20 protein-coding genes, 4 tRNA genes and 3 rRNA genes are annotated in these 26,072 nt (G+C 38.8%); 13 read left to right on the top strand and 14 right to left on the bottom strand.

Features of this window, described 5'->3' with window-relative positions; translation table 11 throughout:
* Positions 1–6 precede the first annotated feature (6 nt).
* The 3 genes from ACH3O9_RS13950 to ACH3O9_RS13940 are packed head-to-tail and all read left to right on the top strand — an operon-like array spanning position 7 to position 3,657.
* A complete protein-coding gene (locus tag ACH3O9_RS13950) occupies positions 7–1,986 on the top strand; it encodes a hypothetical protein (RefSeq protein WP_416441473.1) in 1,980 nt (659 codons plus the stop codon).
* Positions 1,983–2,396: a LexA family protein gene (locus ACH3O9_RS13945; RefSeq protein WP_416441471.1), complete on the top strand. Its 414-nt coding sequence runs from the start codon at positions 1,983–1,985 to the stop codon at positions 2,394–2,396. The genes ACH3O9_RS13950 and ACH3O9_RS13945 overlap by 4 nt, the downstream gene beginning before the upstream one ends.
* A 1-nt stretch (position 2,397) precedes the next feature.
* On the top strand, positions 2,398–3,657 hold the full coding sequence (locus ACH3O9_RS13940; RefSeq protein ID WP_416441469.1) for a Y-family DNA polymerase: 1,260 nt from the start codon (positions 2,398–2,400) through the stop codon (positions 3,655–3,657).
* 197 nt (positions 3,658–3,854) lie between these two features.
* On the opposite strand, the gene ACH3O9_RS13935 is transcribed toward ACH3O9_RS13940, so the two are convergent.
* From ACH3O9_RS13935 to ACH3O9_RS13920, 4 genes are all read right to left on the bottom strand, one after another.
* Positions 3,855–5,117 carry a site-specific integrase gene (locus tag ACH3O9_RS13935; RefSeq protein WP_416441467.1) on the bottom strand — a complete coding sequence of 421 codons (1,263 nt, stop codon included), beginning with the start codon at positions 5,115–5,117 and terminating at the stop codon, positions 3,855–3,857.
* 202 nt (positions 5,118–5,319) lie between these two features.
* A tRNA-Pro gene (locus ACH3O9_RS13930) sits at positions 5,320–5,397 on the bottom strand.
* A gap of 14 nt (positions 5,398–5,411) precedes the next feature.
* Positions 5,412–5,496 (bottom strand) — tRNA-Ser (locus ACH3O9_RS13925).
* A 157-nt stretch (positions 5,497–5,653) separates the two neighbouring features.
* Positions 5,654–7,699, bottom strand: a complete 2,046-nt coding sequence (locus tag ACH3O9_RS13920) for an HD family phosphohydrolase (protein WP_416441465.1) — start codon at positions 7,697–7,699, stop codon at positions 5,654–5,656.
* Positions 7,700–7,829: 130 nt separating this feature from the next.
* On the opposite strand from ACH3O9_RS13920, the gene ACH3O9_RS13915 reads away from it, so the two are divergent.
* Together ACH3O9_RS13915 and ACH3O9_RS13910 are read left to right on the top strand one after the other, a co-directional pair.
* Positions 7,830–9,011, top strand: a complete 1,182-nt coding sequence (locus ACH3O9_RS13915) for an acetyl-CoA C-acyltransferase (RefSeq protein WP_416441463.1) — start codon at positions 7,830–7,832, stop codon at positions 9,009–9,011.
* A 29-nt stretch (positions 9,012–9,040) separates the two neighbouring features.
* A complete protein-coding gene (locus ACH3O9_RS13910) occupies positions 9,041–9,790 on the top strand; it encodes an NlpC/P60 family protein (protein ID WP_416441461.1) in 750 nt (249 codons plus the stop codon).
* A gap of 75 nt (positions 9,791–9,865) precedes the next feature.
* Here the strand turns inward: ACH3O9_RS13910 and ACH3O9_RS13905 are convergent, their stop codons facing one another.
* Complete coding sequence (locus ACH3O9_RS13905; protein WP_416441459.1) at positions 9,866–11,023, bottom strand: THUMP domain-containing class I SAM-dependent RNA methyltransferase; 1,158 nt, start codon at positions 11,021–11,023, stop codon at positions 9,866–9,868.
* A gap of 71 nt (positions 11,024–11,094) precedes the next feature.
* Between ACH3O9_RS13905 and ACH3O9_RS13900 the strand changes: the two genes are divergently transcribed.
* Together ACH3O9_RS13900 and ACH3O9_RS13895 are read left to right on the top strand one after the other, a co-directional pair.
* Positions 11,095–11,763 carry a ZIP family metal transporter gene (locus ACH3O9_RS13900; RefSeq protein ID WP_416441457.1) on the top strand — a complete coding sequence of 223 codons (669 nt, stop codon included), beginning with the start codon at positions 11,095–11,097 and terminating at the stop codon, positions 11,761–11,763.
* A gap of 1 nt (position 11,764) precedes the next feature.
* Positions 11,765–12,193, top strand: a complete 429-nt coding sequence (locus ACH3O9_RS13895) for a DUF4268 domain-containing protein (protein WP_416441455.1) — start codon at positions 11,765–11,767, stop codon at positions 12,191–12,193.
* Here ACH3O9_RS13895 and trhA read toward each other — a convergent pair.
* The 6 genes from trhA to ACH3O9_RS13865 form a co-directional block, all read right to left on the bottom strand.
* Positions 12,190–12,810, bottom strand: coding sequence for a PAQR family membrane homeostasis protein TrhA (trhA, locus tag ACH3O9_RS13890; protein WP_416441453.1), 621 nt, complete (start codon positions 12,808–12,810; stop codon positions 12,190–12,192). The genes ACH3O9_RS13895 and trhA overlap by 4 nt on opposite strands.
* A 343-nt stretch (positions 12,811–13,153) precedes the next feature.
* A 5S ribosomal RNA gene (gene rrf, locus ACH3O9_RS13885) occupies positions 13,154–13,262 on the bottom strand.
* A 191-nt stretch (positions 13,263–13,453) separates the two neighbouring features.
* Positions 13,454–16,270: ribosomal RNA gene (locus tag ACH3O9_RS13880) — 23S ribosomal RNA — on the bottom strand.
* Positions 16,271–16,480: 210 nt separating this feature from the next.
* Positions 16,481–16,554: transfer RNA gene (locus ACH3O9_RS13875), tRNA-Ala, on the bottom strand.
* 136 nt (positions 16,555–16,690) lie between these two features.
* Positions 16,691–16,764: transfer RNA gene (locus tag ACH3O9_RS13870), tRNA-Ile, on the bottom strand.
* A 159-nt stretch (positions 16,765–16,923) separates the two neighbouring features.
* Positions 16,924–18,445 (bottom strand): 16S ribosomal RNA (locus ACH3O9_RS13865).
* Together the 16S, 23S and 5S rRNA genes with 2 tRNA genes alongside form the textbook arrangement of a ribosomal RNA operon.
* An 856-nt stretch (positions 18,446–19,301) precedes the next feature.
* Between ACH3O9_RS13865 and ACH3O9_RS13860 the strand changes: the two genes are divergently transcribed.
* Positions 19,302–19,694, top strand: a complete 393-nt coding sequence (locus ACH3O9_RS13860) for a DUF2141 domain-containing protein (RefSeq protein WP_416441451.1) — start codon at positions 19,302–19,304, stop codon at positions 19,692–19,694.
* A gap of 156 nt (positions 19,695–19,850) precedes the next feature.
* On the top strand, positions 19,851–20,792 hold the full coding sequence (locus tag ACH3O9_RS13855) for a LysR family transcriptional regulator (protein ID WP_416441449.1): 942 nt from the start codon (positions 19,851–19,853) through the stop codon (positions 20,790–20,792).
* Between the two features lie 48 nt (positions 20,793–20,840).
* On the opposite strand, the gene ACH3O9_RS13850 is transcribed toward ACH3O9_RS13855, so the two are convergent.
* The 3 genes from ACH3O9_RS13850 to ACH3O9_RS13840 form a co-directional block, all read right to left on the bottom strand.
* On the bottom strand, positions 20,841–21,038 hold the full coding sequence (locus tag ACH3O9_RS13850) for a hypothetical protein (protein ID WP_416441448.1): 198 nt from the start codon (positions 21,036–21,038) through the stop codon (positions 20,841–20,843).
* A 135-nt stretch (positions 21,039–21,173) separates the two neighbouring features.
* Positions 21,174–21,974 (bottom strand): TIGR00266 family protein, encoded by an 801-nt coding sequence (locus tag ACH3O9_RS13845; protein ID WP_416441446.1) that lies wholly within the window; start codon positions 21,972–21,974, stop codon positions 21,174–21,176.
* Positions 21,975–22,046: 72 nt separating this feature from the next.
* Positions 22,047–22,499, bottom strand: coding sequence for a DUF4442 domain-containing protein (locus ACH3O9_RS13840; RefSeq protein WP_416441444.1), 453 nt, complete (start codon positions 22,497–22,499; stop codon positions 22,047–22,049).
* 146 nt (positions 22,500–22,645) lie between these two features.
* On the opposite strand from ACH3O9_RS13840, the gene ACH3O9_RS13835 reads away from it, so the two are divergent.
* The 4 genes from ACH3O9_RS13835 to ACH3O9_RS13820 all read left to right on the top strand — a co-directional run bounded on the left by ACH3O9_RS13835 (position 22,646) and on the right by ACH3O9_RS13820 (position 26,072).
* On the top strand, positions 22,646–23,146 hold the full coding sequence (locus ACH3O9_RS13835; RefSeq protein ID WP_416441442.1) for a DUF4870 domain-containing protein: 501 nt from the start codon (positions 22,646–22,648) through the stop codon (positions 23,144–23,146).
* A gap of 71 nt (positions 23,147–23,217) precedes the next feature.
* Positions 23,218–23,562, top strand: a complete 345-nt coding sequence (locus ACH3O9_RS13830) for a PadR family transcriptional regulator (protein WP_416441440.1) — start codon at positions 23,218–23,220, stop codon at positions 23,560–23,562.
* Positions 23,555–25,282 carry a PspC domain-containing protein gene (locus ACH3O9_RS13825; RefSeq protein WP_416441438.1) on the top strand — a complete coding sequence of 576 codons (1,728 nt, stop codon included), beginning with the start codon at positions 23,555–23,557 and terminating at the stop codon, positions 25,280–25,282. The genes ACH3O9_RS13830 and ACH3O9_RS13825 overlap by 8 nt, the downstream gene beginning before the upstream one ends.
* A gap of 58 nt (positions 25,283–25,340) precedes the next feature.
* Positions 25,341–26,072, top strand: coding sequence for a head GIN domain-containing protein (locus ACH3O9_RS13820; RefSeq protein ID WP_416441436.1), 732 nt, complete (start codon positions 25,341–25,343; stop codon positions 26,070–26,072).

The following is a 26,072-nucleotide window of genomic DNA, read 5'->3' as shown; positions in this document are numbered from 1 at the left end:
TTAATCATGGAAATTGACTATAATAGAGGTTCAGGATGGATCAAATGTGATCTTCATCTACATACTCCCGATACTAAGTTAAATCCGAAAGGTTTTGAGCTCGCAAGTGAAGAAGATAAGTGGTTGAAATACTGTGAAATAATCGAAAAATCAGATGTTCAAGTATTTGGCATCACTGATTATTTTTCATTTGAAAATTATTTCAAGTTTAAACATATTTTCTATAAAAAGTATTCAAATTCAAAGAAAGTCTTTTTTCCGAATATAGAGTTTCGTCTAGATGTATCTGTAAATAGAGGCGGTGAAGAAGTTAACTTGCATGTTATTTTTTCTAATGATAAAAATATAACTCAAGAAAAGTTGAGGGATTTTCTATCAAAATTGGAGAGCAATATAACAAATAATGGATCCATAGTTTATTGTGATAAATTAGTGACAACTGAGGATTTTAAAAAGGCAGCCATAAAATATTCAGAATTGAAAATTGCTTTAAAAAAAGTTTTCGGAAATGATGAGCCCTATCTAATCTTTGCAGCATCAAACAATCAAGGTTTAAGGGCTGATAATAAATCTCCAAGAAAAATGAATATTTCTGATGAGATTGATAAGATGTGTGATGGTTTTTTTGGCGGTGCTCAAAATACCGAGTGGTTTTTGAAAAAGGATAGATATGAAAAAGTTGCTAATTGTATACCTGAATTGTCTAAGCCTTGTCCTGTCCTAAGTGGGAGTGATGCACATTCGTTTGAGGATCTTAAAAATAAATTAGGGAAGGAATATACAAAAACGAATGATCGTCAGGAATTATGTGAAAAGTCTCAAATAACTTGGATAAAGGTTGAACCTACATTTGAAGGTCTTAAATACCTTACCTATGAACCCGAGGATAGGGTTTTTATTGGGACAAAACCTGAGGTTTTAGAAAGAGTAGATAAAAATAAAACGAAGTACATTTCTAAAATAGAGATTGATCAAATCGACGGCTATGACCAAAGTCAAGGTATATGGTTTCGAAATCAAGCTTTTTATCCAAGTAAAGAGTTAACTGCAATTATCGGTAATAAGGGGAATGGGAAAAGTGCACTTGCCGATATTACAGGCCTTCTTGGAAATTCACATAATGAAAGCTATTTTTCTTTTTTAGACATACACAGAAAGAAGTTTAGAAAGGGCAGTCTATCTGAGAATTTTAAGGCTAAACTAACGTGGGAGAGTGGTAACGCCGAAGAAAATTTTTTAAATGAACACATAGACTTAAATGCTGAAGAAAAGGTTAAGTATTTGCCGCAAAGTTATTTTGAGGAATTATGTAACGAGATAGATGATAATGAAAACTTTATCAGAGAATTAAATCAAGTTGTCTTTAAACATATTGATCATACAGATAGATTGGGTAAGGACTCTTTTGAAGATTTTATTCAAGAAGTAGAAAGAAACTGTAAATCTTCAATTGAAACACTTCAAGGAAATTTAAATGATATTAATTATGATATTGTAAATCTGTTAAATAAAGATACAAAGGAATACAAGGAGGGAATTGTAAGTAAAATTAAAAATCTTAACGAGGATTTAAAAAGCCATATTGAAAATAAGCCAAAAAATCCATTTCCAGAGGATACAGAAAGTAGTGACGAGGATAAAGATGCAGACGAGAATTACAAGAAATTAAAGGGTGAGGAAAAAAAGCTACAAGAAATTAAAGAACTTAGATTTAAATACACTGAGGAACTTGAAAAGCTAAGTGGTAATTTGATTGAATTGGGACAGATTGAATATCGGTTTCAAGAGGAACAGAATCAAATACAGACCTTTAGAGAAAGTGAAATTGAATATTTGGAAAAATATGATTTATCAATAGATGACATATTTCCAATGCCAATTTTCAATTTAAGTTCTATTCAAGATAAAATAAAATCCTTAGAAAAGGAAAAAATCAAGTATCAGTTGGAGTTAGGAAAAATTGAAACGGATTTATTCCAAACATGAAAATTTACTCTTTTAAGTCTTCATCACTTAGTATTCCCTTGATTTCTCCAGGACTATCATGTGGATTTCCATCTCCCGCAGACGATCACTTAGATGAGGGTATTGATCTAAACCGGGAATATATACGCAATAAAGATGCTACTTTTTTTGGTCGTGTAAGAGGTGATTCCATGATTGGGGCCGGACTAGAAGAGGGAGACCTTTTAATTATCGATAAAAGCTTGGAACCAAGAAATGGAAAAATCGCAGTCTGCTTTATAGATGGGGAATTCACAGTTAAGCGCATAAAAATCTCAGAGAAGACAATCTGGCTGACTGCAGAAAATGAAAGATACAAACCTATTCAAGTAACCCAGGATAATGATTTTCTTATCTGGGGGATTGTAACAACTGTTATAAAAGACCTATAGCATGTTCGCCCTAATAGACTGTAATAATTTTTACGCTTCCTGCGAAAGGGTTTTCAATCCAGATCTAATAGGTAAACCTGTTGTGGTGCTGTCTAATAATGATGGGTGTGTTATAGCCAGAAGCAATGAGGCTAAAGCGTTGGGCATTCCCATGGGTGCTCCGGCTTTTCAGTTAAAAGCGGAATTTAAAAAAGGCAACATACATATATTTTCCAGTAATTATGCTTTGTATGGGGATATGAGCAACCGGGTAATGAATATTTTATCTGATTTTTCTCCTGAAGCGGAAATCTATTCCATCGATGAGATCTTTCTAAAATTGAACGGGTTTGAATTCTATAACCTGGATGCTTATGGCCTGCAGATGATAAAGAGGATTAAAAGAAGTACCGGTATCCCTATTAGCGTTGGTATTGCTCCCACTAAATCACTGGCTAAAGTAGCTAATAAAATTGCGAAGAAATATACAGCTCGCACAAATGGAACCTATGTTCTGGATACTTCCGACAAAATAGAAAAAGCATTAAAGTGGACAGCTATTGGAGATGTCTGGGGCATCGGGAGAAGTTATCAGAATAAACTACAGCGCATCAAGGTACAGAACGCCTGGGATTTTGTACAACTGCCCAACCAGTACGTCCTCAGGGAAATGACTATTGTAGGTCACAGGCTGCAACGTGATCTTAGCGGAGTGCCTACCCTTTACCTAGAAGAAGTGGCCCTTAAAAAAAATATAGCTGTTACCCGCTCTTTTGAACGCATGTATGAACAATATGAGGATATTCATGAGCGTCTCGCAACGTACGCTTCTAAAATTTCCCTGAAGCTGCGTAAACAAAAAAGCTGCGCACAGGTGCTGTATGTTTTTTTACAGACCAATAAGCACAGGAAAGATCTGGTTCAATATAATCCGGGCATTACCCTGCATTTGCCCGTAGCTTCAAATTCTACCATTACCATTACCAAAGTTGCCCTGGAAGGCTTAAACCGAATCTTTAAAAAAGGGTATCACTACAAAAAGGCCGGGCTTATTGCCCTCGATCTCATTCCGGATGATGCCAAACAGTTATCTTTCTTTACCGGGGAAGATCCCAGGCACAAGATATTAATGCAAACGATTGACCGTATAAATAAAAATTGTTTTGATCAAGTTAAATTCGGAGGTCAGGATCTTAAAAAAGTTTGGAAAATGCAGCAAGCGCATTTATCTAAACGATATACCACAAGATTAAATGAAATTATTGAAATCAAATGCAGGTGACTTTAAATAAAAGGTATCTATTAGGAGAATTTCACTATAACTTATGATGTAACGGCTATTAAATCTGATCCAAAAATCTTTTTATGTCTAATGAGCAATTCAAACCAGTAGAAAATAATCTCATAAAATTGTCCAATTGTTCTATGTATGCTGAAGACATTTCTTTATTCAAAAATTTTAAGCCGTAATGCTTTGTTTCAGTTTAGAAAAGATTTCTTAGATTTTATATCCGCTTTACAATCTCCAATTCCCAGTTTCTCCTTCAGTACATTTATATCCTCACTCACTTTTCTCTCTACTACCCGTGCATAGATTTGAGTAGTAGAGAGCTTAGAATGACCCAACAACTTTGACACGGTTTCAATAGGTACACCATTTGATAAAGTTACCGTGGTTGCAAATGTGTGTCGGGCCACATGAAAGGTCAATTTTTTGTTTATTTCCAGTAGCCGAGCGATCTCTTTTAGATATGTATTCGTTTTTTGATTGGAGTATACAGGAAGTACTAAATGGGTATGCTGCATTTTTAGTCGGTATCTGTCCAGAAGTTCCTGGGCTTTGGGCAAAATAGGTATCTTAACAGGAGTGTCCGTTTTTTCACGTGCCGTATATATCCACTTATTACCATCAATCCCCGGCACAATGTTATCGGCAGATAAGTTTTTGACATCTATGTAGGATAGCCCCGTGTAACATGCAAAAACAAAAATATCCCGCGTTTGAAGCAACGCAGACCTTGACGATTGAAAACCCATGATTTTTTCAAGTTCCTCTTTACTTATAAAATCCCGTTCTGCCTTTGTGAACTTCAACGCAAATTTAGAAAAGGGATCTTTTTGTACCCATTCTAATTTTTGAGCAAGGTTCAGCAATTTTTTAAGGCGCTCCAAATGTTTCATCACACCATTATTTGAAGGTGCTGGCCTATGGCTTTTAGGTTTGTAGGTGCGTAAGAAATGTTCAAAATCCAGAATAAACCCATAATTGATCTGTTTTAGATAGATATCAGTTGATTTCATCTGAACACCTAAGAATTCATAAAGATATTTTTCAGTAGTGCGATAGTTCTTCATCGTACCTGGTTTTAATACCGTTTGCATATTCAGTGTATGGTAGTCAAGAATATCTGAAAGCTTTTTAAAAGAATCATCAACACCCATATACCTTGCCTTTATCGCAGCGGCACTAAGAACCTTGTTTTCATCCTGCAATTGGCGGAAGGACTCATAGATCTGGTTGTAAATCCTGTCAATGGATTTGTTTACCTGGATACTTTCTGTACAGCTTCCCCGTAGGCGACTCTTGCGTTCATCCCATAGGGTTAAGGTAATCCTGCGTTGCAGGCTGAGTTCAATACGCTCACTATTTAAAGTGATCCTGGCATAAAGAGGTGCCTTGCCTCCTTTGGCCTTGTTTGTTTTTGGGAAAATAGTAATTCCAAAAGTCACCGGATTTTTCATAATTCTTCGTTTTCAAATTAAACACAATGCGTGAAAACGAAAGTCAAATCAGCGTTTGGGCGATATCAGACCCTTTTTTAAGAGGTCACCGAATCGGACACATATTATATGATATTATATCAAATTCTATGAATGCCCTAAAATCATAAAACCTTGTCAATCATAAGATTAACAAGGTTTTGATGCCATTTAATAATGGACTTGGTCGGGGTGGCAGGATTCGAACCTGCGACCTCCTGCTCCCAAAGCAGGCGCGATGACCGGGCTACGCTACACCCCGAAATAAAAAGGTTGCGGAGAGTATGAGATTCGAACTCATGCGACAATTGCTCGTCGACAGTTTAGCAAACTGCTCCATTAACCACTCTGGCAACTCTCCTTTTTGAACGTCACATCCTTCTCAAAATGCGGATGCAAATGTATGTTTTACTTTAGTACTAAACAAGCGTTTTGACGATTTAGATAAAACTTTTATTGAATATTTTTCACTTATCCTTCTACCACTCTATTTTCCAATCAATAAGCAATCAAAAAAATTATTCAGGATATTCTATTCTCAGGTGATAAATATTATTCAACTTAGATTTTAGTACTTTTTTTATGATTTGTATTTCCTTAAAGGTAATGTCTGCATTTAAGAATTGCCCCTCATCCATTTGTTTATTGATTATCTTTTCTACAAATGAATCTATGAGCACAGCGGTAGGGTTTTTAAGACTTTTACTCGCTGCTTCCACACTGTCTGACATCATTAAAATAGCAGTTTCTTTACTAAAAGGTAAAGGTCCCGGGTATTTAAAATCTTCAACATTCACATTTTCGCTTTGCTCCTGCGCCTTTTTATAAAAAAAGAAAACAGTACTCGTGCCATGATGCGTTCTTATAAAATCTATAATACGATCTGGCAGATTATTCTTTCGAGCTATTTCAATGCCGTTTATAACGTGATCTATAATAATCTTAGCGCTTTCTATAGGCGATAGATCTTCGTGCGTGTTAATACCGGTAGATTGGTTTTCTATAAAGTCTGTGGGATTTGGCATTTTACCTATGTCATGATACAAAGCTCCTACCCTTACAAGCATTGTATTAGCTCCTATTTCGTTAGCTGCGGCTTCTGCAAGATTTGCAACGTTCAGGCTATGGTGAAACGTACCAGGAGCCTTATTTGCCAGTTCCTTTAGAAGTTTAGAATTTGTATCTGAAAGCTCAAGCAAAGAAAGGTCACTGACCAGACCAAAAATCTTTTCGTAAGCATAAATCAAGGGCTGAACAAAAAGCGTAGCAAGACCGCAGAGCACAAAAACACCTATTGTTTCTAACTCCAGATTCTGTATTGTGCCTTCATGTATAATGTGAAAAGCAAAATACCCCAAAATGTAAATAAACGTGATCTGGCCAACCGAAATAAATAAATTGGCGCGTTTATACAGCTCTGAAACAGTAAGAATAGTAACAATACCTGCAATGACCTGCAGAAACATGTATTCTGATGTATTTGGTACAATAAAACCCAACAGCAAAATCGTGATTACATGGGTAAAAAGCCCCAATCTGGCATCAAAAAACGCCTTCAGCACAAGTGGTAAAATACAGAGCGGAACCACATAAACGTAGTTTGCATTATATTTAACAACTATCGTAGTGAGAAGCACCATCAGGATTATGTTGAAAAATATAAATGTGATTTTTGTGTTGTTCTCAAAAACCAATTCCCTATAATTCCGAATAAAAAGCAACAGCATTACTAGGGCTACCAGAACTAACAGAACGTAACCAAAAACTACCCAATTATATTTTGAAGCCGTCCAGGATTGTGATTCGTATTCCGCTTTAAGCGAATTCAAAATTTGGTAAGTGCTTTCTTCTACAATTTCACCCTTAGCCACAATGCGGCTTCCTTTAGTAATTACACCACGAGTGGGTGAGATCTTGTCAAGTTCTGCTTGTAACTCTTTATTGGTGAGTTTTTCGTCAAAAACAACATTGGGTTGCACCACTTCAAAGAAAACCTCTTTAAAGTTATTAGTCGCCTCTTTATAAGGTCCTGAAGTGAGCCTTCTGTTTATAATGCGTGTAACCTCGTCTGTGGTGTTTAAATTATCAATAACGGCTTCTTCAACTTCATTACCGCGACGCAAGTAAATGGGAGCATCATCGTCAAAAGCCGAAATATCACTTATAACACCATATTTATAGATATCTGTAAGGATCTTTGAGCCAAAGCTTTTGAGTTTATCCAGATGATTTTGAAAAATTGAATCTGTAAAAACTGCAGAAAACTGGTTCTCATAGTTAGCCATAACCTCTTCTGCTCCTTCTTGATCGTAGGTAAAATAAGGTATGATGCTACGTTCTGCATTGGCGCGTTCTTCCTCAAGTTGCTCCTTATTTTTGAGAATTGCAAAATCTACAGGGGCATACAGATTGTCGTATTGCCAAGGTTTATTTTGCTGAAAATCAAACTGAAACTTCCCGCTTTTTGGAAATAAATAAACTATGAGAATGGTGCTGGCAATACAAAGTAAGATCTTGTATAGCAAGCCTTGATTTTTATAAAATCTATTTAAAAGGTCCTTCATAAATTAAAGACAAGTGTGGTAAAAGTACTAAAATTAAGTGCAAGAGCGCATTAGTATGAACAGCTTAAAGAATCGGCTTTTCGAGTTAATTTCATTAAATTCGCAGACACTAATTCGCAAATAGACATATATGAGCAAAGAAGTCGTCATAGTTTCTGCCGCACGCACGCCTATAGGTAGTTTTATGGGCAGTTTATCTTCTGTGAGTGCTACTCAATTAGGCAGTGCAGCAATAAAAGCAGTGTTGGCTAAGATCAAGCTAGATCCTGCTCTGGTGACAGAAGTATATATGGGTAATGTTGTACAAGCCGGCGTAGGTCAGGCACCAGCGAGACAAGCAGCATTAGGTGCAGGTATTCCAGATACTGTGCCATGTACTACTGTAAACAAAGTTTGTGCATCTGGCATGAAAGCAGTGATGATGGCAACGCAATCTATTTTATTAGGTGATAATGATATCGTTATAGCGGGTGGCATGGAAAATATGAGCCAAATACCACATTACGTGCACATGCGCAATGGTGTAAAATTTGGCCCTTCTACTTTAATAGATGGTATGCAGAAAGACGGTCTTGTAGATGCATATGACGGCAATGCAATGGGTGTTTGTGCAGACGCTTGCGCGAAAGAATATAATTTTACAAGAGAAGAGCAAGATGCATTTGCAGTTAAGTCTTATGAGCGTTCTGCCGCAGCATGGGCAGATGGCAGGTTTGATGATGAAGTAATTCCCGTTGAAGTACCACAAAGACGTGGAGAACCAGTTTTAGTTAAGGAAGATGAAGAATTTAAAAACGTACGTATGGAAAAAATTTCCAGCTTGCGTCCTGCATTTTCTAAAGATGGTACTGTAACTGCTGCAAATGCTTCAACCATTAATGATGGTGCAGGTGCCGTAATATTGATGAGTAAGGATAAAGCAGATGAATTGGGTTTAACCCCGCTTTGCACAATTAAAAGTTATGCTGATGCTGCACAGGAACCAGAATGGTTTACGACAGCTCCTTCAAAAGCTCTTCCTAAAGCTTTAGATAAAGCAGGTTTAAAATTAGAAAATATTGATTTCTTCGAATTTAATGAAGCTTTCTCTGTTGTGGGTTTGGCAAATATGAAAATTCTGGGATTAACAGACGAGAATGTAAATGTAAACGGTGGTGCTGTTTCACTGGGTCATCCTTTGGGTTGTAGCGGTGTGCGAATTTTGATTACATTGATCAATGTATTAAAACAAAAGAACGCAAAACTAGGTGCTGCTGCTATATGTAATGGTGGCGGTGGTGCATCGGCTATGATAATTGAACGCCCTATTTAACAACTCCTATTAAATAAGATCCCTGCCTGATGAATTACGGCATTTGTCCTCTAAGTATTATACCTATGCGTATCGAACCTGCAGATCAGGGCGAAATGGTAAATCAGGTACTCTACGGCGAATTTTTTAAAGTTCTGGAAATCCGAAAAAAGTGGAGCAGAATCCGCCTTGCTCATGACAATTATGAAGGCTGGATAGATAATAAGCAATACCAGCTTATTGAAGCAGAACAATACAACCAGGCAGAAGACAAAGACACTTTGCTGGCGTCTGACATATTACAAATGGTTAGCGGTAATGATCATGTAATTATTAGTATTCCTCTGGGAGCTACAGTTAGCAATCTTGAATTAACTTCTCATTCTTATGAAGGTAATTCTGTTAGTGAGAAAAATGGTAAAGAAGCTTTACTACATACTGCCCTACTTTATTTAAAAAGTCCTTATTTATGGGGAGGTCGCACTCCTTTTGGGCTCGATTGCAGCGGTTTTACACAAATGGTTTATAGATTAAACGGGCATCAATTATTTCGCGATGCATCGCAACAAGCTGCACAAGGTGAGCCATTAAGTTTTATAGAAGAGAGTGAGCCCGGTGACCTGGCCTTTTTTGACAATGACGAGGGCGCTATTACTCACGTAGGCATTATGATGCAGGATAATCACATCATACACTGCCATGGTGAAGTGCGTATTGATCGTATAGACCACTCCGGGATTTATAATGCTGAAAGACGTATACACACCCACAAATTAAGGGTGATTAAGAAGATTATTTAATATTATTTACCTGATTTTAAAGCTAAATAGAACGATTTTTATGTTTTAAAACCGGTTTTTTATACTAAAAAGTGGCTAATCCTGGTACTTTGCCTTCTTAGAACCTGCGTAGATATCATATTTTACAAAACGCGATTCTAAAGCTCCGTTATACATCTTTATTTTTCTGGAGGTACGTAGACCTACATGTTTTAAAGCTTCAAGATTAGAAGTAATAAACCATGCTTCGGTTCCCGGGTAACTTTGTTTTAAAGTATCACCTATATTTTTGTAGAAACTTTCAATATCAACTTCAAGTCTTTCGCCATACGGCGGATTAAACACCATCTGTAAGTGACGCTCCTTTTGCTTTTCAGTTTTAAAGAAATCCTCGTGCTTTACAGTGATAAATTCACTAAGCTCTGCATTTTTAATATTCTCTTTTGCTTTTTCAATGGCAGAAGGTGCCTTGTCATAGCCTGTTATTTCAAAATGAAACTCGGTCATTTTCTTCAATGCTCCTGCTTCAATTATATCAAAAAGATCGGGATCCCAATCTTTCCAGTTTTCAAAAGCGAACTGTCTTCTGTTTAAATTAGGAGGAATATTACAGGCGATCATCGCAGCTTCTATAAGCATCGTACCGCTACCACACATGGGGTCTATAAAATCACTATGTCCCTTCCAGCCGCTAAGCAATAAAAGACCGGCAGCAAGAACTTCATTTATAGGCGCGATATTAGTAGAAGTCCTGTAGCCGCGTTGATGCAATGAAACACCAGAACTATCTAAAGATACTGTACAGGTATTAAATTTTATATGTATATCAATACTTAAACCGGGAAATTTTAGATCTACATCGGGTCTTCTCCCTGTAGTCTCCCTAAATTGATCTACAAGAGCATCTTTCGCTTTAAGCGCAACATATTGTGAGTGCGTGAAAACCTCACTATGAACCGTGGCATTGATGGCAAAAGTGCCATCAACAGGCATATAGTCGCTCCAGTCTATACTTTTTACAGCATTGTAAAGCTCATCTTCATTTTTAATGGTGAAAGCGGCTATAGGTTTTAGAATTTTAATTGCTGTACGGCAACACAAATTGGCTTTATACATAAAACCGGTATCCCCACTAAAACTCACACTGCGCACCCCGGGTTCAATATCACCCGCCCCCAGATTACGAAGTTCTGTTGCTAATATATCCTCAAGGCCAAAGAGAGTTTTGGCCACCATTTTAAAGTTAGATGCCATGAAAAAAATTTAGATTACAAAAATAAGCTAATTTTACAGGCTATATACTACCAACCGAAGACTTGTATTTTATGACGTTTATTCTGCCTGTTATTGCGGTAATTATTGGCTTTTTAATAACGATTATCTTTAAACCGGCCCTATCTACAGGGATAAAGCTCTTGCTTTCTTTTAGCGGCGCCTTCTTACTTTCTGTAACAGTTTTTGAGTTTTTGCCAGAGCTATATTCTTCAGGTGTTAAAGATGTGGGTATTTTTATAATGGCAGGTCTACTTCTTCAAATTTTATTAGAATTTTTATCTGGAGGTGCAGAACATGGTCACATGCACGTAGACGGGACGATGAAAACCATACCGTGGATGCTTTTCTTAAGCCTGTGCGCTCACGCGACACTTGAAGGTTTTCCTCTTTCTGAAAACAGAGATCTGCTTTATGGTATCGTAGTGCATAAAATACCCATAGCAGTTATCATCAGTTCATTTCTCGGATTTTCAAATATTTCTAAAACACAAATAGCGCTGTTTCTAATACTTTTTGCTGCAATGACACCTTTAGGCAGCTGGTTGGGAAGTATGAATACCTGGTCTGAAGTAGCAAAAGTTAGGATAAATGCACTCGTAGTAGGAGTACTTTTACATGTATCAACAACAATTTTATTTGAATCTTCAAAGAATCACCAGTTCAACACCTCAAAATTTCTTGTAATCATCTTAGGTATAGCACTAGCTTATTTTTTATAATATGTATAGCAAAGAAGAATCAAAACAGGTACGGGAACAATTCTGGATATTCTTTGGAAAGCGCTATCCGCGAAAGTGGATCTTGTACGACACCAAAGTAAAAGAGATGAATCTTAAATTCTCTTTTAACAATCATGAAGCTCTGGTTTCTATAGACATTGAAACATTAGACGAAACGATACGGGAATATTATTTTGAAAGATTTACAAGTCTGAAAAAATTGATGCAGACTGAAATTTCTGAAGATTTGATCTTTGAAGAGAACTATGTACGCACCAGCGGCAAGGTCATTTCACGAATTTATTTAAAACTGGCCCAGGTAAACATTCATAATAAAAATCAATGGCCGGAAGTGTTTGAATTTTTCCATACTAATATGGAGAAAATTGAGATATTCTGGATTGAATATCAGGATTTTATTACTGCTTAAATTACATCATAAAAAATAAACAAATAGTGGCAAATACTTCCCCCCAACACAAAAAAATGCCAAATTAGGTGATTATACGGGATTCGCTCAATAGCATAAAAAATAATTCCCACAGTATAAAAAGCACCGCCAGCCATGAGAAAATTAAGACCAGTATCTGTTGTTTTAGCAACCAATTCCTGAAAATCAAAAACGATAAGCCAACCCATTGCGAGATATAGAAGCAATGAAAAAAGTTCAAACTTACCTGTAAAGAATATTTTAAGTACAGTTCCCAGTGCTGCAATTCCCCAGACTATCCAGAAAATAAGCCAACCTGCTCCCTTTTCTAATGTTATTAAAGCAACTGGCGTATAGGTGCCGGCAATAAGAATATAAATGCTAATATGATCAATTTTACGTAAAATGTATTTCCATTTTACATGACTTACGGCATGATAAACAGTTGATGCTGAATATAATATTATAATTGAAATCGCATAAAACCATATACTCATAGTGCTATATTCTCCTCTTCCTGTATTAAAAACAAATAAAAAGAATAAACCCACTATACCCAGCAAAACACCTATGGCATGTGAGGCTGCGTTTAAGAATTCTTCATCCTTATAATTCATGCCTGTAAAATTAACGCGCTGTCAAACAAAAGAGTAGTTTTATTGAAAGAAATTGCTAAATCAACTATTATATGAGCAAGATTGAAAGCTGATTTTAATGATTAAAAAGCCATTTTTTTTCGAGAATTGTAGCGTTTTCTGAAGATATCCAATAGAAAGATTGGTATTCTAGTGGGTTTTCCACTTAAATCAGGCGGTTTTCACTGATTTTATTACGCTGATTTTAGTCAATTCTGGTCGATTTCCGCTCGTTTTGGGCAGATTTTGAAGCATGGTGTTCTGTAATGTAGTTGGGTATAGCGCAAAAAAAAATCCCCATCAATTGAATGATGAGGATTTTAAAACAAGGCGGCGACCTACTCTCCCACGAGATGCAGTACCATCGGCGCAAACGGGCTTAACTACTCTGTTCGGAATGGTAAGAGGTGAGCCCCGTCGCTATAACCACCTTAAATCTTTCCCCTTTCTATCTTCTCTTTGAGAAGATAGCGCTACCTATTTTTAATCCCTCCCTTTTGGGGAGGACAGGTGGGGCTAATAAGTTAACATACTGGGCAATAATAAGGAATATCAAGAAGTGATAGTTCACTTTGAAAAGTAAAGAGTGTCACCCCCCACTTACAAGAAGTGGGGAGGACGATTGTACATAAGCTTACGGGTTATTAGTACTACTCGGCTATGACATTACTGCCTTTACACCTGTAGCCTATCAACGTGGTCGTCTCCCACGGCCCTTTAAAGAAATCTCATCTTGTGGTGGGTTTCGCGCTTATATGCTTTCAGCGCTTATCCCTTCCCGACATAGCTACCCAGCAGTGCTCCTGGCGGAACAACTGGTACACCAGCGGTCAGTTCAACCCGGTCCTCTCGTACTAGGGTCAAATCCACTCAAATTTCTAGCGCCCACTATAGATAGAGACCGAACTGTCTCACGACGTTCTGAACCCAGCTCGCGTGCCACTTTAATGGGCGAACAGCCCAACCCTTGGGACCTTCTCCAGCCCCAGGATGTGACGAGCCGACATCGAGGTGCCAAACCCCCCCGTCGATGTGAGCTCTTGGGGGAGATCAGCCTGTTATCCCCGGAGTACCTTTTATCCTTTGAGCGATGGCCCTTCCATGCGGAACCACCGGATCACTATGCTCTACTTTCGTACCTGATCGACCTGTATGTCTCTCAGTCAAGCTCCCTTATGCCATTGCACGCTACACACGATTGCCAACCGTGTTGAGGGAACCTTTAGAAGCCTCCGTTACTCTTTTGGAGGCGACCACCCCAGTCAAACTACCCACCAAGCACTGTCCTTCCAATGGAAGTTAGGCTTCAAACAAGTAAAGGGTGGTATTTCAACAATGACTCCACCACGCCTGGCGACGCAGCTTCAAAGTCTCCCACCTATCCTACACATCACTTGTCCAAAGTCAATACTAAGCTATAGTAAAGGTTCACGGGGTCTTTTCGTCCCATAGCGGGTAATCGGCATCTTCACCGATACTACAATTTCACCGAGCTCATGGCCGAGACAGTGTCCAGATCGTTGCACCATTCGTGCAGGTCGGAACTTACCCGACAAGGAATTTCGCTACCTTAGGACCGTTATAGTTACGGCCGCCGTTTACCGGGGCTTCAATTCAATGCTTTGCCGAAGCTAACATCTCCTCTTAACCTTCCGGCACCGGGCAGGTGTCAGGCCCTATACATCATCTTTCGATTTAGCAGAGCCCTGTGTTTTTGATAAACAGTCGCCTGGACCTCTTCACTGCGGCCCCACCGGAGTGGGGCGACCCTTCTCCCGAAGTTACGGGTCGATTTTGCCTAGTTCCTTAGCCATGAATCTCTCGAGCACCTTAGAATTCTCATCCCAACTACCTGTGTCGGTTTACGGTACGGGCTGCTTCACTCGCTTTTCTTGGAAGGTACTCCACTGGATTATCACCGTGGCCGTGGCCGTAGTGTACTATCCCTACCTTACGGTAGGTTCAACGTGCTATTCCGTCAGCACGCACCAGCTTTATACCTCCGTCACTTTTAACGTGAGCAGGTACAGAAATATTAATCTGTTGTCCATCCACTACCCCTTTCGGGTTCGCGTTAGGTCCCGACTGACCCCCAGCTGATTAGCATGGCTGGGGAAACCTTGGTCTTTCGGTGTGCGGGTTTCTCGCCCGCATTATCGTTACTTATGCCTACATTTTCTTTTGTAACCAATCCAGCATACCTCGCAGTACACCTTCAACTTTGTTACAATGCTCCCCTACCCATCTTTCGATGCCATAGCTTCGGTAGTATGTTTATGCCCGATTATTATCCATGCCGGACCGCTCGACTAGTGAGCTGTTACGCACTCTTTAAATGAATGGCTGCTTCCAAGCCAACATCCTAGCTGTCTGGGCAGTCCAACCGCGTTTTTTCAACTTAACATACATTTGGGGACCTTAGCTGATGGTCTGGGTTCTTTCCCTCTCGGACATGGACCTTAGCACCCATGCCCTCACTGCACATAAACATTTTATAGCATTCGGAGTTTGTCAGGAATTGGTAGGCGGTGAAGCCCCCGCATCCAATCAGTAGCTCTACCTCTATAAAACTATATGCACGCTGCACCTAAATGCATTTCGGGGAGTACGAGCTATTTCCGAGTTTGATTGGCCTTTCACCCCTACCCTCAGGTCATCCCAAGACTTTTCAACGTCAACGGGTTCGGTCCTCCACTATGTGTTACCACAGCTTCAACCTGCCCAAGGGTAGATCACACGGTTTCGCGTCTACTCAACCTAACTAAACGCCCTATTCAGACTCGCTTTCGCTACGGATCCGCACCTGAAGTGCTTAACCTTGCTAGATAAAGTAACTCGTAGGCTCATTATGCAAAAGGCACGCCGTCACAGAACAAGTCTGCTCCGACCGCTTGTAGGCGTATGGTTTCAGGATCTATTTCACTCCCTTGTTCAGGGTTCTTTTCACCTTTCCCTCACGGTACTGGTTCACTATCGGTCTCTCAGGAGTATTTAGCCTTGGCGGATGGTCCCGCCAGATTCATACAGGGTTTCACGTGCCCCGCACTACTCAGGATACCACTATCGATAACGTTCTTTACTTATACCGGACTATCACCGTCTATGGTTTGGCTTTCCAACCAATTCTAATTCATTGCGCATCAAATGTCGTGGTCCTACAACCCCGATACTGCCGTAACAGTATCGGTTTGGGCTAATCCGAGTTCGCTCGCCGCTACTATCGGAATCACTATTGTTTTCTCTTCCTCCGGGTACTTAGATGTTTCAGTTCCCCGGGTTCGCCTCCTTGCGGATAATACATCTTCAATGTACTGGGTTGCCCCATTCGGATATCTGCGGATCAATTTGTATGTGCCAATCCCCGCAGCTTTTCGCAGCTTATCACGTCCTTCATCGCCTCTGAGAGCCTAGGCATTCCCCATACGCCCTTATTTAGCTTATTGTACTTTTTGCTCTTTAATCTTATTCTAATGAGTTCTATCTATTTGGTGTATTTAAGTATTGCTACCTAAATACGCTCTTATATTCTCTCGTATTCTTATTATTTCCCAATATGTCAATGAACTTTTTTCAATAAGTCTCCTTATTAAAAGGCTTGTCTTTGCTAATATCCCATAAACCTTAAGTTTATCTATATCTCGACAAGCGTATGTGGAGAATATCGGAGTCGAACCGATGACCTCCTGCGTGCAAGGCAGGCGCTCTAGCCAGCTGAGCTAATCCCCCATTATAAATTCAGAATTTAGAATTCAGAATTTAGAATTTAGAATTCTCAACTTCTAAAATTTCCTTCAAATTTTCAATCAATGAACTTTAAGTCTCTAGTTTTTACCTTTAACTTATCTGCACCTCAGGCACAAAGTAGTCTCAGGCAGACTCGAACTGCCGACCTCTACATTATCAGTGTAGCGCTCTAACCAGCTGAGCTATGAGACTGTCCTTTATCAGAGAGTATGACCTTCTTCATTATAAAGAAGGCCGTATCTCTAACAAAATATCTTGAATTAACAGCTATAAAGACCAAAATGTCCTTTTAAACCCTATGTCTTTCCTTAAAGTCGCGTCTTTATCTCAATTACTTGAGAAAAGCTCTAGAAAGGAGGTGTTCCAGCCGCACCTTCCGGTACGGCTACCTTGTTACGACTTAGCCCCAGTTACCGGTCTTACCCTAGGCCGCTCCTTACGGTGACGGACTTCAGGTACCCCCAGCTTCCATGGCTTGACGGGCGGTGTGTACAAGGCCCGGGAACGTATTCACCGCATCATGGCTGATATGCGATTACTAGCGATTCCAGCTTCACGGGGTCGAGTTGCAGACCCCGATCCGAACTGTGACCGGTTTTATAGATTCGCTCCTCCTTACGAAGTGGCTGCTCTCTGTACCGGCCATTGTAGCACGTGTGTGGCCCAGGACGTAAGGGCCGTGATGATTTGACGTCATCCCCACCTTCCTCACAGTTTGCACTGGCAGTCTTGTTAGAGTTCCCGACATGACTCGCTGGCAACTAACAACAGGGGTTGCGCTCGTTATAGGACTTAACCTGACACCTCACGGCACGAGCTGACGACAACCATGCAGCACCTTGTAATCTGTCCGAAGAAAAATCTGTTTCCAAATCTGTCAGACTACATTTAAGCCCTGGTAAGGTTCCTCGCGTATCATCGAATTAAACCACATGCTCCACCGCTTGTGCGGGCCCCCGTCAATTCCTTTGAGTTTCATTCTTGCGAACGTACTCCCCAGGTGGGTTACTTATCACTTTCGCTTGGCCACTGAGCCCTTAATTAGGCCCAACAGCTAGTAACCATCGTTTACGGCGTGGACTACCAGGGTATCTAATCCTGTTCGCTCCCCACGCTTTCGTCCATCAGTGTCAATCAATTATTAGTAGCCTGCCTTCGCAATCGGTATTCTATGTAATATCTATGCATTTCACCGCTACACTACATATTCTAGCTACTTCATAACAATTCAAGGCCAACAGTATCAATGGCAGTTCTACAGTTGAGCTGCAGACTTTCACCACTGACTGATTGGCCCACCTACGGACCCTTTAAACCCAATGATTCCGGATAACGCTTGCACCCTCCGTATTACCGCGGCTGCTGGCACGGAGTTAGCCGGTGCTTATTCATACGGTACCGTCATCGGACTACACGTAGTCCTTATTCTTCCCGTATAAAAGCAGTTTACAACCCATAGGGCCGTCTTCCTGCACGCGGCATGGCTGGATCAGGCTTCCGCCCATTGTCCAATATTCCTCACTGCTGCCTCCCGTAGGAGTCTGGTCCGTGTCTCAGTACCAGTGTGGGGGATCTCCCTCTCAGGACCCCTACCTATCGTAGCCTAGGTGTGCCGTTACCACACCTACTAGCTAATAGGACGCATGCTCATCTTGTACCGTAACCTTTAATAAATAAGTGATGCCACTCATCTATACTATGGGGGATTAATCCAAGTTTCCCTGGGCTATACCCCAGTACAAGGCAGATTGCATACGCGTTACGCACCCGTGCGCCACTCGTCAGCTTCCCGAAGGAACTGTTACCGTTCGACTTGCATGTGTTAGGCCTGCCGCTAGCGTTCATCCTGAGCCAGGATCAAACTCTTCATCGTTGTTTCTTATATACTATTCAACGACTTCAAGGAAAATTTAGGTGTAACAAATAAATCTGTTACGAGCTCAAAATGGTCATTCTAGTCTTTAATTTCTAGTATTATTTACTTCTAAATAATACGCGCTGTCAATTCAATAAATCAATGAACTTCAAGTTGTTTAACCAACTCTATTCTTGCTAGATGTAAGGGAGTTGAACCCCTATTTTAAAAACAAATCCTAAACTCGTTTTTCTTAACCTCTCATCTTGTTTTAGAACTTCACTTACTCTCTCTGTAAGCGGCTGCAAATATACAACTCTTTTTCTTTAACTACCAAAACTTTTTTTAAGTTTTTTTTAGTGAATATTTTTGAAGATTTGTAAGAACTTTCCGACGTGTTTTTCAACTAAACCGGAAGGCAAAGATACTACGCTTTTTTAATCTTGCAAGCACTTTGCTAATCTTTTTTTGCATTATTTTTAAAGAACATTCCCCGCAACACTTTCGTGTTATTTGGGTCGGCAAAGATACTCTAGATTTTTAAACCTGCAAGTATTTTTTTTATTCTTTTTAAATAATTTTTAGAACGTTTCCCTAACCACCTTTTCCGTTTTTAGGGAGCGCAAATATAGAAAGGTTTCTCGACTGAGCAAGCTTAATTTTGTCATTTTTTTAATATTTTTTACTTACGCTTCATTATCAAATAAATACAATTTTATAAACATGCCTTTTTTATGAATTTATAAATTGCTAGTCTGTTTTTAGGATCCATATTTGACAATTCAACTATAAAATTCAACTCATGGGTTGTATTTAAATAGTTGATATACTTCTATTATATATATTAGATCTTATAAACTAAACTATACTCATCATGAAAACAGGTTTAATGCTATTATTAATTCTTTTCAATACTATTATATATAGTCAGGAACAAGGAACAACAATTAAGGTATCTGTAAATAATATTGCAGGAACAGAAGGAACTGTACAATTTGGCCTCTATACCCAAGAGACATTTATGGTAGCACCTCCTCTGCAATCTGCAGAAGGAACAATAGAAGAGGGCAAAACAACAGTCACCTTTAATAATATAGAACCAGGAAATTATGCTGTGCTTTGCTACTATGACAAAAATGATAACAAGCAAATGGACTTTGACACAAACGGAATGCCCCTAGAAAGCTATGGCTCTTCTAACAACAATATGACTATGGACCACCACAATGGGAAGATTCAAAATTTGAAGTACAGCAAGATCCTATAATACTTGAAATAAGACTTTAGATTTAAGGTCGTATATAGTAGAAGTCTCTTATATATAATAGGAGACTTTTTTGTTATAGAAAAACCCCAACTTTTAAATGAATTTTAATAAATTTTATCAATAGCTAATGTACTTTTGTCAATGTAAAATTAAAGTATGACGATCACTCAATTAAAATATGTACTGGCTGTTGCCGAAAATCAAAATTTCACGAAAGCTGCAGAGAAGACTTTTGTAACGCAGCCTACCTTAAGTATGCAAATACAGAAACTAGAAGATGAGCTGGACATTCTCATATTTGATCGCGGTAAAAAACCTATTGAACTAACTGAAATAGGAAAGAAGATTGTTAACCAGGCACGAAATATTGTAAATGAAGCAAATCGCATTTCTGATATAGTAGATCAACAAAAGGGTTTTATAGGTGGAGAGTTTAAACTAGGTGTAATACCTACTGTGATGCCAACACTACTCCCCATGTTTCTTCGCAATTTCATCAATAGATACCCTAAGGTGAAATTAAAGATTGAAGAAATGCCAACTGAAACTATTATAGGCAAACTTGAAGAAGGTCATCTTGATGCAGCAATTGCAGCGACTCCTTTACATGCTGAAAATATAAAAGAACGTCCTCTTTATTACGAGCCTTTCGTTGCTTATATACCACAAAATCACAAATTACATCATCAAAAAAGTTTAACTACAGCAGATCTTGATCTTAATGATATGTTACTATTAGAAGATGGGCACTGTTTTAGAGACGGGGTTATCAACTTATGTAAGACAAACAGAAATTTTGAAGAGGAAGTTTTTTCGCTGGAAAGCGGAAGTTTTGAAACGCTTATAAAACTGGCTAATGAAGGTTTAGGTATGACCCTTCTCCCCTACCTGCATACTTTAGAGATTAAAGATAGCGAGAAGCAATACTTGCATCATTTCACAGAACCTGCACCCGCAAGAGAAGTAAGTTTATTATATCATAAGAGCGAACTCAAAATGCAGATCATAGAAGTATTGCGATCTACAATAGCCGGCGTAGTAAAAGGAGCTATTACTTTTCAAAATGTACAAATAATAAGTCCGTTGCCGAAGCAATAAAAAACAGCTTTAAAGCAAAAAAAGCCTCCGTACGGAGGCTTTTATATTTTAAGGATTTAAGTATACCAGACAATTATCAAGTTCTGGATGTGTTTTTGTAAGATTGATAATCCATACACGCAATTCCTCTATTTCATAAGGAAGTAAACGTTTGACTGCTTTTTCTAATTCTTTGCAGAAAAGTACGGCGTCAAAACTAACTTTGTTAAGTATAGTTTTGGTGTACTCAAACATTGCTCTTGCCATATTTGATCTGATTATGATTAAAACTTGGTTAGGTAGTTTTAAAGCTATATTTCTGTTTTAAGATTGATTTCATAAATATAACAATAAATCTTTATGATTTTACGATTTTGTTAATTTTCTTACTATCAATTTTTACTAAAATCTGTTGTCGCCATCTAATAAGTCACCTAATCCACCCAATATGCTTCCTTCTCCTTTATCTTTTCCGCCCATTTTAGGTGCAGCAGCCCAAACACGATTAGCGAGTCTGCTAAATGGTAGTGATTGTATAAATACGGTTCCTGGTCCTGTAAGTGTGGCAAAGAAAATCCCTTCACCTCCAAAAATGGTATTCTTGATCCCGCCTACAAATTCTATATCATAATTAACTGTATGATCAAAACCTATGATGCAACCCGTATCAACGCGCAATTTTTCACCTGGTAAAAGTTCTTTTTTTGCAGTAGTACCACCAGCGTGAACAAATGCCATACCGTCGCCTTCTAATCGCTCCATGATGAAACCTTCACCACCAAATAGCCCACGGCCTAATTTTTTAGAAAATTCTATACCAATAGAAACCCCCTTGGCAGCACATAAAAACGCATCTTTCTGGCAAATAAACCGCCCGCCACTAAGAGAAAGATCAATAGGGATGATCTTGCCAGGATAAGGAGCCGCAAAACTCACCTTCTTTTTACCTAGAATAGTGTTGTAAAAAACAGTCATGAACAGACTTTCACCGGTAAGTAATCTTTTGCCTGCACCAAAAAGCTTGCCCATTAAACCTTTATCATTTTTAGAACCATCACCAAAGATCGTTTCCATTTTAATACCTTCTTCCATCATCATAAAGGTTCCGGCTTCTGCAATCACTCCTTCTTGTGGGTCTAGCTCTATCTCTACATATTGCATTTCTTCCCCAAAGATCTTATAGTCTATTTCATGTGCTGTCATTTCAAAAATATTTTGGTTTATTCATCAAATAGGTAGTATGTAAAAGGATATTGTTACACAAAAAGCAACTATTTATTTCGCTTTTATAGTCCATTCAAAATTAAAAGTACTCACTGCGATACCATCTTCATTAGTTCCTTTTGATTGCATCCAGAAAGTTTGCCCCTCGCCAGTATCCAGTGCAGCAGCTATAGCATCATCAATTTTCTTACCGTCATCACATACAAACGTAATCTTACCAACAGCTTTTTTAGTAAACGTAGCATTGTTAGACGCTACAAGCATCGATATTTTTTTACCGCTGCTTTTTATTTGATTGATAACCATGATGCCTGTACTCAATTCTGCTGCCATACCCTGTACTGCCCAAAACATAGAATTAAAAGGATTTTGATTAATCCATTTATACTTTACAGTTGTGGTACAACTTGTTGTACTTATTGTTCTTACGCGCACGCCACACAGCCATGCAGACGGTAGCTTAAACATTAAAAACTTATTGAACTTACCAGGGCTTAGTGACATAATGTAGCTTATTACTTTTATAAAAAAAGAGCAATATAAGAAAAGCCTGCAATACTCGTTATTGTTAATTTTATGTTAATAATTAGTACTATGCAATACAAAATACCTGCTTTTGTATATATATTTGCATAAGAAAATAATAAGCAATGGAAACTAGCATAACATCAAATCAAAAAAACGTCGCAACTTTTATTCATTTATCAACCTTTTCTAAGTACTTCATACCATTTGGGAATTTTGTATTTCCATTAATATTATGGATGTCACAGAAAAAAGAATCTGCTTTTATAGATAATCATGGTCGTCGTGCTCTTAATTTTCAAATGAGCATGTTACTCTATGTAATCGCAGTTGTAATTCTGGCAGTTCCTTTTATAGTATTTCAGGCATTACAACTTGCAGATGGAAATCGTTATTATGATTTTGAAGATCATTTTGAACATCTTTCATCAATAGGAGAGCTTTCAGGATTACTCATCATAATCTTCACATTTGCAGCTCTTCTAGTAGGTCTCTTTATAATGGAGATCATTGCAGTAATATCTGCAGCGGTAAATGCCAGCAGAGGCCTGGACTATAAATACCCATTAAGTATCAATTTTATTAAACCTACTACCTATGATAACACTACGGTAGCTTCGGCCTAATCAACCGATGAGAATATTCATTCATCAATCAAAAAACGCACAGTTATTAATCGATTTTAATATGAGAATCTATGAAGATTGAAAACACAAAAGCGCAGATGCGTAAAGGTGTTCTGGAATACTGCATTCTCTCCATCTTAAAAGATGAAGATGCATATGTAGCAGAAATTCTTGAAACACTTAAAGACGCCAGATTGCTTGTGGTAGAAGGAACAATATATCCCCTACTCACCCGGCTTAAAAATGCGGGTCTTCTCAATTATCGCTGGGAAGAATCTACCAGCGGCCCACCACGTAAATATTATGGATTGACCGAAACCGGTAAACTCTTTTTAAATGAATTGACCACAACCTGGGATGATCTCCAAAGGGCGGTGCAAGTTGTAACCTCTCAAAAAAATAACAACAATGAATAAGACAGTAAATATAAATCTCGCAGGCCTTTTCTTTCATATAGATGAAAATGCATATGCCAAGCTGCAACGCTATCTTGATGCAATTAAAAAATCATTCACAGACTCACAGGGTCGCGATGAGATCATTCAGGATATTGAGGCACGCATAGCAGAGTTATTTAGTGAGCGTGTTAAAAATGAACGCCAGGTAATTGGTCTTAAAGAAGTTGATGAAGTTATTGAGATAATGGGTCAACCAGAAGATTATCGTCTTGATGAAGAGATATTTGAAGATGAATCTCCTAAAACCGCCCCACTTCAGGCAGCTAAAAAACTCTACCGCGACACAGACAACTCATATGTAGCAGGCGTTTGTTCTGGTTTAGGTTATTATCTGGGTATAGATGCGATATGGCTTAGAATTTTATTCATCGCATTGACCTTCTTTACCGGCGGTGGCTTTATTCTGGTTTATGTGGTCTTCTGGATTTTTGTACCTCAGGCCATTACAACATCAGAAAAGTTAGAAATGCGGGGAAAGCCTGTGAACATCGACAATATCCAGCGTAAAGTAAAAGAGGGATTTGAAAATGTTGCAGACACCGTTAAGAATGTAGATTATGAGAAATACGGTAATAGAGCCAGAAAAGGAGCCGGCGGATTTTTCGCGACGATAGGAAGCATTTTTATGTTTGTATTAAAAGTAATCGCAAAATTAATAGGTATTGCTCTTATTATAGGTGGCGCCGTGATGGTAATTGCTCTTTTTGTAGGGCTTTTTACAGCGGGCACAATGGGCTTTGTAGATGGCACTTTTGTAGACTACGTAGATCTTGTTAACACTACCGAAGCTCCTATCTGGGTAATCTCACTTCTCGTATTTTTTGCCGCAGGAATCCCGTTTTTTGCAATGTTCTATTTAGGTCTTAAAATATTAGTAAATAATCTAAGATCAATGAGCCTTACGGCGAAACTCACTTTGCTGGGTATATGGTTACTATCTATTATTGCCCTTTCAGTCTTAGGTATTAGACAGGCAACAGCGTTTTCTGTAGACAGCGAAGTTAGCAGTACCGAGGTATTGAATATGCAACCTTCAGATACTCTAAAAATTACGATGACATCGTCTAACAGAAGAGGTTTATATAGAAGCGATAACTGGAGAATTGATTATGAAAATGGTGAGCAGGTGATACGCAATCAGGATATACGACTGGTAGTTAAAGAAAGTGAAGATGGAAAACCTGCTCTGGAAGTGGTAAAATCGGCCCAGGGACGTAATTATCAGGACGCTCATGACAGAGCCGAAAATATTGATTATGGGTACACTTTCAACAATAACACCTTAACGCTTAACGGTTATTTTACGACTGCCTTAAAAAACAAACACAGAGATCAGGAAGTACAGGTGATTGTTTATTTACCAGAAGGCGCTCACCTCATCGCTGCTCAAAACACTTCAAGCTTTCATAGAAATGACAGCCGTTATGGTGATCTTTTAGAAAGTGGAACTGAAGAAAAGCTCTTAATTCTGGAGCAAGGCGAACTAACCTGTGAAACCTGCCCTGATGATCATGATCAAATTGATGAAGGCGACTGGCAATACCACGATTATGAAGAAGGTGATGATGCACCTTACGAGTACGATGAGGCAGCAACCAGAAAGAAAGATGCAGTTGATCTCAAAAATGATATACCTACAGATACTATCAATAAACAACTTGATACTATTAATAGATAATTAAAAGAGAAGTACTAACCATCCGGATTTTTTCCGGTTCAATCAAAAATCAAACGTTATGACCACATTAATCAAAATTTTAGTTACCGCATTTTGTGCGCTGCTAATGACCTCCTGCGATTTTAATTTTGTGCTGGGGAAAACAGACGGCAATGGCAATGTAATTGAGAAAGACCTTAACATTACAGAATCGTTTAGAGATGTACATGCCGGTTCTGGCTGGGATGTTATTCTTACCAAAGGTGATGAGATATCTGTAGTTGCAGAAGTAGATGAGAATCTGCTAGATATTTTAGATGTATATGTTACAGGAAGCACACTTAAAATTACTACTAGAGAGAGCAATCTGGGACGCGCCAGTTCAAAAAAGATCAATGTGACCTATACAGATGATCTTGAGAATATCTCTGTAAGCAGCGGGGCAAATCTTATTGCCCGTGACAGGCTTGAGGGAGATCGTATGAGGTTTGATGTTTCTAGTGGCGGTTCTATTGACGCCATGCTCACGGTGCGTAATGTAAAAGCTGAAGTTAGCAGCGGCGGAAGAATAAAAATTTCCGGCGGTTCTGAAACTGTAGAGACTAATGTAAGTTCTGGCGGAACTATTGATGCCAGCGACCTTAAAGCTGAAAACTGTATAGCCGAAGCCTCAAGCGGCGGTAATATAAAAGTTTGGGCGGGCAATTCTATTGTTGCTAAAGCATCCAGCGGCGGTAACGTTGAGTACTGGGGTAATCCTAATAAAGTGAATACCCCAAAGAGCATGAGTGGCTCAATCACTAAAAAATAA

The organism is Leeuwenhoekiella sp. A16 (assembly GCF_047946675.1).
Classification (GTDB): domain Bacteria; phylum Bacteroidota; class Bacteroidia; order Flavobacteriales; family Flavobacteriaceae; genus Leeuwenhoekiella.
The sequence above is the reverse complement of the archived record's forward strand: the minus strand, read 5'-3'. Positions and strand labels throughout refer to the sequence as shown.

Bases quoted from the DNA above. Each gene is read 5' to 3' on its own strand.
- ACH3O9_RS13950 (WP_416441473.1), top strand. From the start codon at position 7: ATGGAAATTGACTATAATAGAGGTTCAGGATGGATCAAATGTGATCTT.
- ACH3O9_RS13945 (WP_416441471.1), top strand. From the start codon at position 1,983: ATGAAAATTTACTCTTTTAAGTCTTCATCACTTAGTATTCCCTTGATT.
- ACH3O9_RS13940 (WP_416441469.1), top strand. From the start codon at position 2,398: ATGTTCGCCCTAATAGACTGTAATAATTTTTACGCTTCCTGCGAAAGG.
- ACH3O9_RS13935 (WP_416441467.1), bottom strand. From the start codon at position 5,117: ATGAAAAATCCGGTGACTTTTGGAATTACTATTTTCCCAAAAACAAAC.
- ACH3O9_RS13920 (WP_416441465.1), bottom strand. From the start codon at position 7,699: ATGAAGGACCTTTTAAATAGATTTTATAAAAATCAAGGCTTGCTATAC.
- ACH3O9_RS13915 (WP_416441463.1), top strand. From the start codon at position 7,830: ATGAGCAAAGAAGTCGTCATAGTTTCTGCCGCACGCACGCCTATAGGT.
- ACH3O9_RS13910 (WP_416441461.1), top strand. From the start codon at position 9,041: ATGAATTACGGCATTTGTCCTCTAAGTATTATACCTATGCGTATCGAA.
- ACH3O9_RS13905 (WP_416441459.1), bottom strand. From the start codon at position 11,023: ATGGCATCTAACTTTAAAATGGTGGCCAAAACTCTCTTTGGCCTTGAG.
- ACH3O9_RS13900 (WP_416441457.1), top strand. From the start codon at position 11,095: ATGACGTTTATTCTGCCTGTTATTGCGGTAATTATTGGCTTTTTAATA.
- ACH3O9_RS13895 (WP_416441455.1), top strand. From the start codon at position 11,765: ATGTATAGCAAAGAAGAATCAAAACAGGTACGGGAACAATTCTGGATA.
- trhA (WP_416441453.1), bottom strand. From the start codon at position 12,810: ATGAATTATAAGGATGAAGAATTCTTAAACGCAGCCTCACATGCCATA.
- ACH3O9_RS13860 (WP_416441451.1), top strand. From the start codon at position 19,302: ATGAAAACAGGTTTAATGCTATTATTAATTCTTTTCAATACTATTATA.
- ACH3O9_RS13855 (WP_416441449.1), top strand. From the start codon at position 19,851: ATGACGATCACTCAATTAAAATATGTACTGGCTGTTGCCGAAAATCAA.
- ACH3O9_RS13850 (WP_416441448.1), bottom strand. From the start codon at position 21,038: ATGGCAAGAGCAATGTTTGAGTACACCAAAACTATACTTAACAAAGTT.
- ACH3O9_RS13845 (WP_416441446.1), bottom strand. From the start codon at position 21,974: ATGACAGCACATGAAATAGACTATAAGATCTTTGGGGAAGAAATGCAA.
- ACH3O9_RS13840 (WP_416441444.1), bottom strand. From the start codon at position 22,499: ATGTCACTAAGCCCTGGTAAGTTCAATAAGTTTTTAATGTTTAAGCTA.
- ACH3O9_RS13835 (WP_416441442.1), top strand. From the start codon at position 22,646: ATGGAAACTAGCATAACATCAAATCAAAAAAACGTCGCAACTTTTATT.
- ACH3O9_RS13830 (WP_416441440.1), top strand. From the start codon at position 23,218: ATGAAGATTGAAAACACAAAAGCGCAGATGCGTAAAGGTGTTCTGGAA.
- ACH3O9_RS13825 (WP_416441438.1), top strand. From the start codon at position 23,555: ATGAATAAGACAGTAAATATAAATCTCGCAGGCCTTTTCTTTCATATA.
- ACH3O9_RS13820 (WP_416441436.1), top strand. From the start codon at position 25,341: ATGACCACATTAATCAAAATTTTAGTTACCGCATTTTGTGCGCTGCTA.